The sequence below is a fragment of the Escherichia sp. MOD1-EC5495 genome (assembly GCF_002965965.1).
Lineage (GTDB): Bacteria > Pseudomonadota > Gammaproteobacteria > Enterobacterales > Enterobacteriaceae > Escherichia > Escherichia ruysiae.
The window spans coordinates 125412-137587 of the sequence record NZ_PTRI01000005.1; the positions used below are offsets into that span (position 1 = coordinate 125412).

The 12176-nt window shown below is 51.8% G+C and carries 12 protein-coding genes; 7 read left to right on the plus strand and 5 right to left on the minus strand.

The features are described from left to right. Positions 1 to 3 precede the first annotated feature (3 nt). Together rfaF and rfaD are read right to left on the minus strand one after the other, a co-directional pair. Positions 4 to 1050 carry an ADP-heptose--LPS heptosyltransferase RfaF gene (rfaF, locus tag BEG40_RS05735; protein WP_105285036.1) on the minus strand — a complete coding sequence of 349 codons (1047 nt, stop codon included), beginning with the start codon at positions 1048 to 1050 and terminating at the stop codon, positions 4 to 6. Positions 1051 to 1052: 2 nt separating this feature from the next. Further along, complete coding sequence (rfaD, locus tag BEG40_RS05740; RefSeq protein WP_000587764.1) at positions 1053 to 1985, minus strand: ADP-glyceromanno-heptose 6-epimerase; 933 nt, start codon at positions 1983 to 1985, stop codon at positions 1053 to 1055. 213 nt (positions 1986 to 2198) lie between these two features. Between rfaD and kbl the strand changes: the two genes are divergently transcribed. The 3 genes from kbl (at position 2199) to waaH (ending at position 5707) form a co-directional block, all read left to right on the plus strand. Next, entirely contained in the window at positions 2199 to 3395 is a 1197-nt protein-coding gene (gene kbl / locus BEG40_RS05745; RefSeq protein WP_016159957.1) for a glycine C-acetyltransferase, read from the plus strand. Between the two features lie 13 nt (positions 3396 to 3408). Next, a complete protein-coding gene (gene tdh / locus BEG40_RS05750) occupies positions 3409 to 4434 on the plus strand; it encodes an L-threonine 3-dehydrogenase (protein WP_021551647.1) in 1026 nt (341 codons plus the stop codon). Positions 4435 to 4672: 238 nt separating this feature from the next. Next, positions 4673 to 5707 (plus strand): UDP-glucuronate:LPS(HepIII) glycosyltransferase, encoded by a 1035-nt coding sequence (waaH, locus tag BEG40_RS05755; RefSeq protein ID WP_105285037.1) that lies wholly within the window; start codon positions 4673 to 4675, stop codon positions 5705 to 5707. On the opposite strand, the gene BEG40_RS05760 is transcribed toward waaH, so the two are convergent. Genes BEG40_RS05760 through gpmM form a run of 3 tightly spaced genes read right to left on the minus strand, consistent with a single transcriptional unit; the run spans position 5694 to position 9494 of the window. Then, complete coding sequence (locus BEG40_RS05760; protein WP_105285038.1) at positions 5694 to 6653, minus strand: divergent polysaccharide deacetylase family protein; 960 nt, start codon at positions 6651 to 6653, stop codon at positions 5694 to 5696. The two genes, waaH and BEG40_RS05760, sit on opposite strands and share 14 nt — an antisense overlap. 3 nt (positions 6654 to 6656) lie before the next feature. Further along, the gene (gene envC, locus BEG40_RS05765) at positions 6657 to 7916 is read right to left on the minus strand and encodes a murein hydrolase activator EnvC (protein ID WP_016159958.1); all 1260 of its coding nucleotides are present in this window, start codon (positions 7914 to 7916) and stop codon (positions 6657 to 6659) included. A 33-nt stretch (positions 7917 to 7949) separates the two neighbouring features. Continuing rightward, positions 7950 to 9494 (minus strand): 2,3-bisphosphoglycerate-independent phosphoglycerate mutase, encoded by a 1545-nt coding sequence (gpmM, locus tag BEG40_RS05770; RefSeq protein WP_010357695.1) that lies wholly within the window; start codon positions 9492 to 9494, stop codon positions 7950 to 7952. Positions 9495 to 9736: 242 nt separating this feature from the next. On the opposite strand from gpmM, the gene BEG40_RS05780 reads away from it, so the two are divergent. The 4 genes from BEG40_RS05780 to gpsA all read left to right on the plus strand — a co-directional run bounded on the left by BEG40_RS05780 (position 9737) and on the right by gpsA (position 12108). After that, entirely contained in the window at positions 9737 to 10168 is a 432-nt protein-coding gene (locus BEG40_RS05780; protein WP_001156181.1) for a rhodanese-like domain-containing protein, read from the plus strand. Between the two features lie 139 nt (positions 10169 to 10307). After that, positions 10308 to 10559 (plus strand): glutaredoxin 3, encoded by a 252-nt coding sequence (gene grxC, locus BEG40_RS05785; RefSeq protein ID WP_000024392.1) that lies wholly within the window; start codon positions 10308 to 10310, stop codon positions 10557 to 10559. 62 nt (positions 10560 to 10621) lie between these two features. Continuing rightward, positions 10622 to 11089: a protein-export chaperone SecB gene (gene secB, locus BEG40_RS05790; RefSeq protein WP_000003377.1), complete on the plus strand. Its 468-nt coding sequence runs from the start codon at positions 10622 to 10624 to the stop codon at positions 11087 to 11089. Further along, a complete protein-coding gene (gene gpsA, locus BEG40_RS05795) occupies positions 11089 to 12108 on the plus strand; it encodes an NAD(P)H-dependent glycerol-3-phosphate dehydrogenase (RefSeq protein WP_001076199.1) in 1020 nt (339 codons plus the stop codon). The genes secB and gpsA overlap by 1 nt, the downstream gene beginning before the upstream one ends. Positions 12109 to 12176 lie beyond the last annotated feature (68 nt).

A 12176-nucleotide genomic window follows, 5' to 3' on the forward strand; every position in this document is an offset into this window, starting at 1 on the left:
CCGTCAGGCTTCCTCTTGTAACAACAGTGCGTTGAGTTCTTCCAGCACGCGCTGTGGCGTAATGTCGATCAGACTCTGGTGATACCCTTCTGCGGCATCGCCTTTACGCACTTTGTGGTAGCCTGTAATCAGACGAATTACTCGCGCTTTATGAGAAAGCGGCGGCGTAAAGTCCGGGCTGCTTGGCCCATACAGTGCGACCAGCGGACGATTCAGTGCTGCTGCGACGTGCATCAGACCAGAATCGTTGGTGACTATGGCTTTACAGGCCGCAATCAGAATAACGGCTTGATCAAGCTGTGTGTCTCCCGCCAGATTACGACACCATGCCTGCTGCTCAGTATTCAGTGCAGCGAGTATCTCATTGCCCGCCTCATGATCTTTCGCCGAACCAAACAGAACCACCTGATAACCTTCATCAATTAGCTGCTTTGCCAGCTCTGCGTAGTGGTAGTGCGGCCAGCGTTTTGCCGGGCCAAACTCCGCGCCCGGGCAAAAGCCAATCATCGGACGTTCTGATGAGAGGGAAAATTGGTTACAGGTATACGATTTTTCACCTTCGCTCACCTGCAATTGCGGCCATAACAACGGTTTTGGTAGATCTTGTGCGGTACGCATTACGCCTTTGTCATAGGCCAGCGCGACATAGCGTTCCACCATTAGCGGCCAGTCTTCTTTATCAAGCACACGCACATCGTTGAGTAAACCGTAGCGCATTTCACCGCGCCAGCCGGTGCGATGTGGAATGCCCGCGAAGAAAGGCACTAATGCGGATTTAAAGGAGTTGGGTAAGACGTAGGCGCGGTCGTAACGTTTTTCGCGCAGGCTATGTCCCAGCTTGCGGCGTTCGCTGATCTCCAGCGCCCCGTGACCGAGGGGCATAGGGATAGCTTCGTTAACTTCCGGCATCCGCGACAATAACGGACGGCACCACGCCGGTGCCATCACGTCGATTATTGCCTGGGGATAGCGCGCCTGGAGCGTGCGATAGAGACTTTGCGACATCATCATGTCGCCAACCCAAGACGGGCCTATCACCAAAATTTTCATAGTTACGCGTCGCGATTCAGCCAGGCCATATATTCCGTTACACCTTCAGCAACGGTTTTGAACGGTTTGTCGTAACCCGCCGCGCGCAGATTAGTCAGATCCGCCTGAGTAAACGCCTGATAGCGGCCTTTCAGTTTATCCGGGAACGGAATGTATTCGATCTGACCTTTCTTGTGATAAGCAAGCGTAGCATCCGCTACTGCCTGGAAGGATTCTGCACGACCAGTACCGAGGTTGAAGATACCGGAAACGCCATTTTCCAGGAACCACAGATTCACATCTGCCACGTCGCCCACGTAGACGAAGTCGCGTTTAAAGTTCTCGCTACCTTCGAACAGTTTCGGTGATTCACCGTTGTTAAGCTGGGTGTTGAGATGGAAAGCGACGCTCGCCATGCTGCCTTTATGACCTTCACGCGGCCCATAAACGTTGAAATAACGGAAGCCAACAATCTGCGAGTTCGCTTCTGGCAGAATTTGACGAACATATTCATCAAACAGGAATTTTGAGTAACCGTAGACGTTCAGTGGTTTTTCGTATTCACGGGATTCAATAAAGTCGGAGGTGCGTCCGCCATAGGTTGCTGCGGAAGATGCATACAGGAACGGAATTTCGCGCTCCAGACAGTAGTGCAGCAGCTCTTTGGAGTATTGATAGTTGTTATCCATCATATACTTGCCATCCCACTCGGTGGTGGATGAGCACGCGCCTTCGTGGAAAATCGCTTCGACATCGCCGAACTCTTCGCCAGCCATAATCTGGATCAGGAAGTCTTCCTTATCCATATAGTCCGCGATATTCAGATCCACCAGGTTCACAAACTTGGTGCCGTCTTTCAGGTTGTCCACCACCAGAATATCGGTGATGCCTTTATCATTCAGGGCCTTAACGATGTTGCTGCCGATAAAGCCCGCGCCGCCGGTAACGATGATCATAACTGTAACCTTCGAATTATGGAGTCAGAGACAATCTCAGACACGAATACTTCTATCATATCACTACACGACGTTGGCTTCAGCCATTCGCCGAAAGTGAGAGTGATGGGCGTTATTTATTCTAAATTTTACAGAAGTGTTAACGCGTCATCTCGTCGCGACCTATAAGTTTGGGTAATATGTGCTGGAATTTGCCCTGTCTGGAGAATCGCAATGCGTGGAGAATTTTATCAGCAGTTAACCAACGACCTGGAAACCGCACGGGCGGAAGGGTTGTTTAAAGAAGAGCGCATTATCACGTCTGCGCAGCAAGCAGACATCACTGTGGCTGATGGAAGCCACGTCATCAACTTTTGTGCCAATAACTATCTTGGGTTGGCGAACCACCCAGAGCTGATTGCGGCGGCAAAAGCGGGAATGGATTCTCATGGTTTCGGCATGGCTTCAGTACGTTTTATCTGCGGCACTCAGGATAGCCATAAAGAGCTTGAGCAGAAACTGGCGGCATTCCTGGGTATGGAAGATGCGATTCTCTACTCTTCCTGTTTTGATGCCAACGGCGGCCTGTTTGAAACGCTGCTGGGCGCGGAAGACGCCATTATCTCCGACGCACTGAACCACGCGTCTATTATTGATGGTGTGCGTCTGTGCAAAGCCAAACGCTATCGCTACGCCAACAATAATATGCAGGAGCTGGAAGCGTGCCTGAAAGAGGCGCGTGAAGCCGGGGCGCGTCATGTGCTGATCGCCACCGACGGCGTGTTCTCGATGGACGGCGTGATTGCCAACCTGAAAGGCGTTTGCGATTTGGCAGATATTTACGATGCGCTGGTGATGGTGGATGACTCCCACGCGGTTGGTTTTGTCGGTGAAAACGGTCGTGGTTCCCATGAATACTGCGATGTGATGGGTCGTGTCGATATTATCACCGGCACGCTGGGTAAAGCCTTAGGTGGTGCTTCCGGCGGTTACACTGCGGCGCGCAAAGAAGTGGTTGAGTGGCTGCGCCAGCGTTCTCGTCCGTACCTGTTCTCCAACTCACTGGCACCAGCCATTGTCGCCGCTTCCATTAAAGTGCTGGAGATGGTCGAAGCGGGCAGCGAACTGCGTGACCGCCTGTGGGCTAACGCGCGTCAGTTCCGTGAGCAAATGTCGGCGGCGGGCTTTACCCTGGCGGGAGCCGATCACGCCATTATTCCGGTCATGCTTGGCGATGCGGTAGTGGCGCAAAAATTTGCCCGCGAGCTGCAAAAAGAGGGCATTTACGTCACCGGTTTCTTCTATCCGGTCGTACCGAAAGGTCAGGCGCGTATTCGAACCCAGATGTCTGCGGCGCATACCCCTGAGCAAATTACGCGTGCGGTAGAAGCGTTCACGCGGATTGGTAAACAACTGGGCGTAATCGCCTGAGTGAGGATGTGAGATGAAAGCGTTATCCAAACTGAAAGCGGAAGAGGGCATCTGGATGACCGACGTTCCTGAACCGGAACTCGGGCATAACGATCTGCTGATTAAAATCCGTAAAACAGCCATCTGCGGGACTGACGTTCACATCTATAACTGGGATGAGTGGTCGCAAAAAACCATCCCGGTGCCGATGGTCGTAGGCCATGAATATGTCGGTGAAGTGGTAGGTATTGGTCAGGAAGTGAAAGGCTTCCAGATTGGCGATCGCGTGTCTGGCGAAGGTCATATCACTTGTGGTCACTGTCGCAACTGTCGCGGCGGTCGTACCCATCTGTGCCGCAACACTATCGGAGTTGGCGTTAACCGTCCGGGCTGCTTCGCCGAATATCTGGTGATTCCAGCCTTCAACGCCTTCAAAATCCCGGACAATATCTCCGACGACCTGGCTTCCATTTTTGATCCCTTCGGTAACGCCGTGCATACCGCGCTGTCGTTTGATTTAGTGGGCGAAGATGTTCTGGTCTCCGGTGCAGGCCCGATTGGTATTATGGCGGCGGCGGTGGCGAAACATGTCGGCGCACGTAATGTGGTTATCACCGACGTTAATGAATATCGTCTCGAACTGGCGCGCAAAATGGGTATCACGCGCGCGGTTAACGTCGCGAAAGAAAATCTCAATGACGTGATGGCGGAGCTAGGCATGACCGAAGGCTTTGATGTCGGTCTGGAAATGTCCGGTGCGCCGCCAGCGTTTCGTACCATGCTCGACACCATGAACCACGGCGGTCGTATTGCGATGCTGGGTATTCCACCTTCTGACATGTCGATCGACTGGACAAAAGTGATCTTTAAAGGCTTGTTCATTAAAGGCATTTACGGTCGTGAGATGTTTGAAACCTGGTACAAGATGGCGGCGCTGATTCAGTCTGGCCTCGATCTCTCGCCGATCATTACCCATCGTTTCTCCATCGATGATTTCCAGAAGGGCTTTGACGCCATGCGTTCGGGCCAGTCCGGGAAAGTTATCCTGAGCTGGGATTAACACGAATAAGGGCTGGTATTCCAGCCCTTTTGCCTGAGGATAATCCGTTAAATATGTAAAATCCTGTCAGTGTAATAAAGATATCGTAATTGCGCTGTTATCTTATATTGCTGCTCTCATCAACTCTCTAGCCTGAAGTGACTCTCTCACCTGTAAAAATAATATCTCACAGGCTTAATAGTTTCTTAATACAAAGCCTGTAAAACGTCAGGATAACTTCAGAGGTCGTCGGTAATTTATGATGAACAGCACCAATAAACTTAGTGTTATTATTCCGTTATATAATGCGGGCGGTGATTTCCGCACTTGTATGGAATCTTTAATCGCGCAAACCTGGCCTGCTCTGGAAATCATTATTATTAACGATGGTTCAACGGATAATTCTGTTGAAATAGCAAAGTATTACGCAGAAAACTATCCGCACGTTCGTTTGTTGCATCAGGCGAATGCTGGCGCATCGGTGGCGCGTAATCGCGGGATCGAGGCAGCGACGGGCAAATATGTTGCTTTTGTCGATGCTGATGATGAAGTCTATCCTACCATGTACGAAACGCTGATGACAATGGCGTTAGAGGACGATCTCGATGTGGCGCAGTGCAATGCTGACTGGTGTTTTCGTGAAACGGGAGAAACCTGGCAATCTATCCCCATCGATCGCCTTCGCTCAACCGGCGTATTAACCGGCCCGGACTGGCTGCGGATGGGACTTTCTTCTCGCCGCTGGACTCACGTTGTCTGGATGGGTATTTATCGCCGCGACGTTATTGTAAAAAATAACATTAAATTTATTGTTGGATTACATCATCAGGATATTGTATGGACAACAGAATTTATGTTTAACGCGCTGCGTGTGCGATATACCGAACAATCGTTATATAAATATTATCTGCATAATACGTCAGTGAGTCGGTTGAATCGACAAGGGAATAAAAATCTTAATTATCAACGGCACTATATTAAAATTACCCGCCTGCTGGAGAAATTAAATAGAAATTATGCCGACAAAATTACGATTTATCCGGAATTTCATCAACAAATAACTTACGAAGCATTGCGCGTTTGCCATGCGGTGCGCAAAGAGCCGGATATTATTACCCGCCAGCGGATGATTGCCGAGATATTTACTTCCGGCATGTATAAACGTCTGATTACTAATGTCCGCAGCGTAAAGGTAGGTTATCAGGCATTACTGTGGTCTTTCCGCTTATGGCAATGGCGCGACAAAACACGGTCGCACCATCGCATTACGCGCAGCGCCTTTAATTTGCGCTAGCGTTAAACTTCGCCGCTTCGGGCTGTTTGCCCCAGCCCTGCCACTGATGCTGGAAGTAAACGATCAGCGTGCTCTGGCTGATGCTTTCGCTTAATACTTCAAAGAAGCGATTAGCATAAACAGGTTCTATCGGTTTCTTCGGTTTGCACAGCTTCACGCCACGGAACGGATTACGCGGTGCGTCGGGCACAGTGTTCTTCGGCGGTGTAGACGTATCGACCTGCGGTTCATTCAGCAAGCTGCTGGCTTTCACCAGCGTAATGCCTGGCGGCAGGTTATAAACCATCTGTTGCAATACGCGAACTGTTGAAGGGTGAGGATGACCAATGGCGATGGTTGAACCGTTGCGACGCGCCAGGTCAATTGCGCGATTGAACTGCATACGGATGTCCGCTTCGTTCTGGGAATCATCGAGAAACACTTTCCGTTTGATGACTTTTACGCCAGTACCTTGTGCGGCGCGCATCGCCTGGGTATTACCGATAGTCACACTGTCGAGGAAGTAAAGATTGTAACGCTCCAGCGCCTGCATCACTTTCTGCATACCAAAAAGGTTAGAGGTCATCTTGCTGCCCATGTGGTTGTTGATCCCCACGGCATAGGGCACGTTATTGACCGCGCTGCGAATAATGCGCTCAATCTCGTCGCTGCTCATCTCCGGGCGCAGCGTATTTTTCTCCAGCGGCTGCTTACTCAGCGGTGCCATCGGTAGATGAATCAATACTTCGTGACCGCTGTTATGCGCTTTAGTCGCCATCTCTCTGGCGTGTGGCGAGTCGGGTAACACGGCGACAGAGATAGCAGAGGGCATCGCCAGCACCTGGTTTTCGTTGTGCGGGCGATAACCAAAATCATCAATGACGATGGCAAGTTTTCCAGCAAATACAGGGGAGGAGAGAGCCAACAGAGCGGCAAATGCAAGAACGTTACGACGAAATGGAAACAAAACTTATCTTCCCAACCACGGCTGTGGATTGACCGCCTGACCCTGGCGGCGAATTTCGAAATAGAGTGAAGGCCGACCCTGACCGCCACTGCTGCCCACCAGTGCAATTGGCTGACCCGCGCGAACCTGCGAACCAACGCTCACCAGTGCGCTCTGATTATAGCCATAAAGGCTCATATCGCCTTTACCGTGCTCAACCACCACCACCAGGCCGTAGCCTTGCAGCCAGTCAGCCAGAATCACCCGACCGTCGGCAATCGCTTTAACTTCAGTACCTTCAGAGGCACCAATCACCATCCCTTTCCAGCGCAGCTCACCCTGTAGCTGTTCGCCATAGCGGTGCAGCGTCGGCCCGCGAACAGGCCAGAATGCCTGACCACGCGGCGCACCCAGACCACCGGTTCGGGACATCAGTGATTTTTCGCTTTCAGTCGGTTTGTAGGTGGTGCCTTTGCGCGTCGCTTCTTTTTGCCTGTCGCGAACAGCCTGAGCCTCACGCGCTTCTCGTTCAGCACGCGCTTTCGCTGCCGCTTCTGCACGAGCAATGCTATTGCGCAGACGAGATTCGTTGGCGCGCAGTTCACTTAGCTGCTGCTGACCTTGTTGAATGGAAGACTCCAGCCCTGCCAGCGTCTTCTTACGCTCGTTCAGCGCCTGGGTCAGCTTCGCCTGCTGAGCGCGTTGTTCGTATAACAGCGTTTGTTGCTCGCTCTGTTTCTCTTCCAGCTCGGCGCGCTGCATGGCGACTTCTGCGCGTGTTTGCTTCAGTTCGGCGATGGTTTCTTGTCGCGCCTGGTTGAGATAGCCGAAATAAGCCTGTAAACGCTGACCGCGCTGGCTTTCTTCACCGCTGAGAATGAGCTGTATACCCGTATGCTCACCCTGGCGAAATGCGGCGTCCAGTTGCGCAGCGAGACTGCGTTCCTGAGCCGCTTTTTGCTGTTCCAGTTTGGCAATCGAGGCGTTCATCTCATCAATCTGTTTATTCAGTTGATTGAGCGTATTTTGCGTTTCGCGCAGCTTACGAGTGGCTTCGGAGATCGCCTCTTCCTGCTTTTTCAATTGTGCCAGCAGGCTTGAGCGTTGTTGCTGTTGTTGGCGTACCGCACGCTCTTTGGCAGCGATATCAGCCTGAATAGACTTGAGTTGGTCACGGTCATCCGCGTGGGCAGAAAAAGTGCACAACAATACGCCAGCGCAAAGAACGCTGGCGTAAATGATGGGCCTGACTGCAAACCTGCGCGGTTTCGTGGCCCGTGTCATGGTATTAATCGCCTTTCCCCTCATGGGGAGGGATTATTCCACGATGAACAGCGGCTTACCAGTCATCTCTTGCGGGATTTCCATACCCATTAAAGAGAGCATGGTCGGCGCGATGTCAGAAAGTTTGCCACCTTCAACTGCTTTCACGTTCTTATCACCAACGTAAATCAGCGGAACAGGCAGGTTGGTATGCGCCGTGTGAGCCTGACCAGTAGCCGGATCGCGCATCTGTTCAGCGTTACCGTGGTCAGCGGTGATCAGCAGTTGTCCACCCACGGACTCAACAGCTTTGGTCACTTCTGCCACGCAGTGATCCAGTGCTTCAACCGCTTTAACCGCAGCTTCCATCACCCCGGTGTGACCTACCATGTCGCCGTTCGGATAGTTACAGATGATGGTGTCGTATTTGCCGCTCTTAATTGCCGCAACCAGTTTCTCGGTCAGTTCAGCGGAGCTCATTTCCGGCTGCAAATCGTAAGTAGCCACTTTCGGTGAGTTGATCAGAATGCGATCTTCGCCTTTGAACGACTCTTCTACGCCACCGTTGAAGAAGAAAGTGACGTGGGCATATTTTTCGGTTTCGGAAATACGCAGCTGAGTTTTGTCGTTTTTCGCCATCCACTCGCCGAAGGTGTTAACCAGAGAGGCTGGTGGGTAAGCAACGGCGGTTTTGATGTCGGCGGCGTATTCGGTCAGCATCACGAAATCGATGTTAACCACTTTCTTACGCGCGAAGCCGTCGAAATCAGCGTTTACAAATGCACGAGTGATTTCACGCGCGCGGTCAGCGCGGAAGTTCATGAAAATCAGCGCATCGCCGTCTTCCATCGCTGCATCTGGCTGGCCTTCAGCACGAATAACGGTCGCTTTCACGAACTCGTCGTTTTCGTCGCGAGCATAAGCGGCCTGCAAACCAGCAACGGCGGTATCAGCCTGGAACTCACCCTGCGCCAGAGTCAGCAGGTCATAAGCTTTTTCAACGCGATCCCAACGGTTATCGCGATCCATCGCGTAGTAACGACCAATGATGGACGCTACGCGGCCTTTACCCAGCGCGGCAAATTTCTCTTCGAATTTTTTCAGCGAGGATTCAGCACTGCGCGGCGGGGTGTCACGACCGTCAAGGAATGCGTGCAGGTAGATTTTCTCTGCGCCACGTTCAGCTGCCAGCTCTACCATTGCCATGATGTGATCTTCGTGGCTGTGTACACCGCCTGCGGAGAGCAGACCCATGATGTGTACCGCTTTGCCCGCGTTCTTCGCTTTATCTACCGCGCCAGTCAGCGTCGGGTTGGCGAAGAAAGCGCGATCTTTGATTTCAACGTCCAGACGAGTCAGGTCCTGATACACGATACGGCCGGCACCCAGGTTAACGTGACCTACTTCGGAGTTACCCATCTGACGGTCAGGCAGACCGACTTCCAGACCGGAAGCGTCGATCAGGGTATGCGGACGATTGGCCCACAGTGCATCCATTACCGGGGTTTTAGCACTAAAAATGGCGTTATCCTGCTGTTCTTCGCGATAGCCATAGCCATCCAGAATCACCAGTACCATAGGTTTTTTAGAAACCGACATTGCGACAACCTCATACTCAAGAGTCAAAATTTGCGTAATTTTACTACAGCTGAATCGATAAAATAGCCTCTGAAGATCAAAATATACGACCGCTCGCGGCAAGCTGATGCCAGATTTGCGATTTTTTTTCGTAGCGTGCCGCAAAATTGCATTCCAGTGCACGCGCTGGCTGTATTTGCCGCAACGCGCAGGTATACTCCTTCCCTGGTTTTTAATCACTACGTCGGGAGTTATTACCCCCCATGCAAGAAATTATGCAATTTGTTGGCCGTCATCCCATACTGAGTATCGCCTGGATCGCGTTACTGGTGGCGGTTCTTGTTACTACGTTTAAGAGCCTGACCTCGAAAGTGAAGGTAATTACTCGTGGTGAAGCTACGCGTCTGATCAACAAAGAAGACGCAGTGGTTGTGGATTTACGTCAGCGTGATGACTTCCGTAAAGGCCATATCGCAGGTTCTATCAATCTGTTGCCGAGCGAAATCAAAGCCAACAATGTTGGTGAACTTGAGAAGCACAAAGACAAACCGGTTATCGTGGTAGACGGTTCTGGTATGCAGTGCCAGGAGCCTGCAAATGCGCTGACGAAAGCAGGGTTTGCGCAAGTATTCGTGCTGAAAGAAGGCGTCGCTGGCTGGGCTGGTGAAAACTTGCCTCTGGTGCGCGGCAAATAATTTACCTGTCATCTTTCATGCCGCAGGCAGTTAGCTGTAATTAGACCCCCAGCGACTTATTGATATAAGCTTCTGGGGACATACTATTTGTCGCTACCCTGCAACATAAAACTACAGGTAAAAAAACAGGAGCTAAGTTATGGCCAATGTTGAAATCTATACCAAAGAAACCTGCCCGTATTGCCATCGTGCGAAAGCACTGCTGAGCAGCAAGGGCGTGAGTTTTCAGGAGCTACCGATTGATGGCAACGCCGCTAAGCGTGAAGAGATGATCAAACGCAGTGGTCGCACCACGGTTCCGCAGATTTTTATTGACGCACAGCACATTGGCGGCTGTGACGACTTGTATGCATTGGATGCACGTGGTGGACTGGATCCCCTGCTGAAATAACGTATTAACGTTGGCATTACACTGCGCAGTATTTAAGGACAACACTTAAGGGTTTTCTACACATGTCAGAACAAAACAACACCGAAATGACCTTCCAGATCCAGCGTATTTATACCAAGGATATTTCTTTCGAAGCGCCGAACGCGCCGCACGTTTTCCAGAAAGATTGGCAGCCAGAAGTTAAACTTGATCTGGATACGGCATCTTCTCAACTGGCAGATGACGTTTACGAAGTGGTACTGCGTGTTACCGTAACGGCATCCCTGGGTGAAGAAACCGCGTTCCTGTGCGAAGTTCAGCAGGGCGGTATTTTCTCCATCGCGGGTATCGAAGGCACCCAGATGGCACATTGCCTGGGCGCATACTGCCCGAACATTCTGTTCCCGTATGCTCGTGAGTGCATCACCAGCATGGTATCTCGCGGTACGTTCCCGCAACTGAACCTTGCGCCGGTTAACTTCGATGCGCTGTTCATGAACTATTTACAGCAGCAGGCTGGCGAAGGTACTGAAGAACATCAGGATGCCTGATGAACCAACGTAATGCTTCAATGACTGTGATCGGTGCCGGCTCGTACGGCACCGCTCTTGCCATTACCCTGGCAAGAAATGGCCACGAGGTTGTCCTCTGGGGCCATGACCCTGAACATATCGCAACGCTTGAACGCGACCGCTGTAACGCCGCGTTTCTCCCCGATGTGCCTTTTCCCGATACGCTCCATCTTGAAAGCGATCTCGCCACTGCGCTGGCAGCCAGCCGTAATATTCTCGTCGTCGTACCCAGCCATGTCTTTGGTGAAGTGCTGCGCCAGATTAAACCGCTGATGCGTCCTGATGCGCGCCTGGTGTGGGCGACAAAAGGACTGGAAGCGGAAACCGGACGTCTGTTACAGGACGTAGCGCGCGAGGCGTTAGGCGATCAAATTCCACTGGCGGTTATCTCTGGCCCAACTTTTGCGAAAGAACTGGCGGCAGGTTTACCGACGGCCATTTCGCTGGCTTCTACCGATCAAACCTTTGCTGATGACCTCCAGCAACTGTTGCACTGTGGCAAAAGTTTCCGTGTTTACAGCAACCCGGATTTCATTGGTGTCCAGCTTGGCGGCGCGGTGAAAAACGTCATTGCGATTGGTGCCGGCATGTCCGACGGTATCGGTTTCGGGGCGAATGCGCGAACGGCGCTGATCACCCGTGGTTTGGCTGAAATGTCGCGTCTGGGCACGGCGCTGGGCGCCGATCCTGCCACCTTTATGGGCATGGCAGGTTTGGGCGATCTGGTGCTTACCTGTACCGACAACCAGTCGCGTAACCGCCGTTTTGGCATGATGCTTGGTCAGGGCATGGATGTACAAAGCGCGCAGGAGAAGATTGGTCAGGTGGTTGAAGGCTACCGCAATACGAAAGAAGTCCGCGAGTTGGCACATCGCTTCGGCGTTGAAATGCCAATAACCGAGGAAATTTATCAAGTATTATATTGCGGAAAAAACGCGCGCGAGGCAGCATTGACTTTATTAGGTCGTGCACGCAAGGACGAGCGAAGCAGCCACTAAACCCAGGGAACCTTTGTTACCGCTATGACCCGGCTCGCGCAGAACGAGCCGGTCATTATCTCATCGTG

Bases quoted from the DNA above. Each gene is read 5' to 3' on its own strand.
- rfaD (WP_000587764.1), bottom strand. From the start codon at position 1,985: ATGATCATCGTTACCGGCGGCGCGGGCTTTATCGGCAGCAACATCGTT.
- gpsA (WP_001076199.1), top strand. From the start codon at position 11,089: ATGAACCAACGTAATGCTTCAATGACTGTGATCGGTGCCGGCTCGTAC.
- grxC (WP_000024392.1), top strand. From the start codon at position 10,308: ATGGCCAATGTTGAAATCTATACCAAAGAAACCTGCCCGTATTGCCAT.
- rfaF (WP_105285036.1), bottom strand. From the start codon at position 1,050: ATGAAAATTTTGGTGATAGGCCCGTCTTGGGTTGGCGACATGATGATG.
- BEG40_RS05780 (WP_001156181.1), top strand. From the start codon at position 9,737: ATGCAAGAAATTATGCAATTTGTTGGCCGTCATCCCATACTGAGTATC.
- secB (WP_000003377.1), top strand. From the start codon at position 10,622: ATGTCAGAACAAAACAACACCGAAATGACCTTCCAGATCCAGCGTATT.
- waaH (WP_105285037.1), top strand. From the start codon at position 4,673: ATGATGAACAGCACCAATAAACTTAGTGTTATTATTCCGTTATATAAT.
- kbl (WP_016159957.1), top strand. From the start codon at position 2,199: ATGCGTGGAGAATTTTATCAGCAGTTAACCAACGACCTGGAAACCGCA.
- tdh (WP_021551647.1), top strand. From the start codon at position 3,409: ATGAAAGCGTTATCCAAACTGAAAGCGGAAGAGGGCATCTGGATGACC.
- gpmM (WP_010357695.1), bottom strand. From the start codon at position 9,494: ATGTCGGTTTCTAAAAAACCTATGGTACTGGTGATTCTGGATGGCTAT.
- envC (WP_016159958.1), bottom strand. From the start codon at position 7,916: ATGACACGGGCCACGAAACCGCGCAGGTTTGCAGTCAGGCCCATCATT.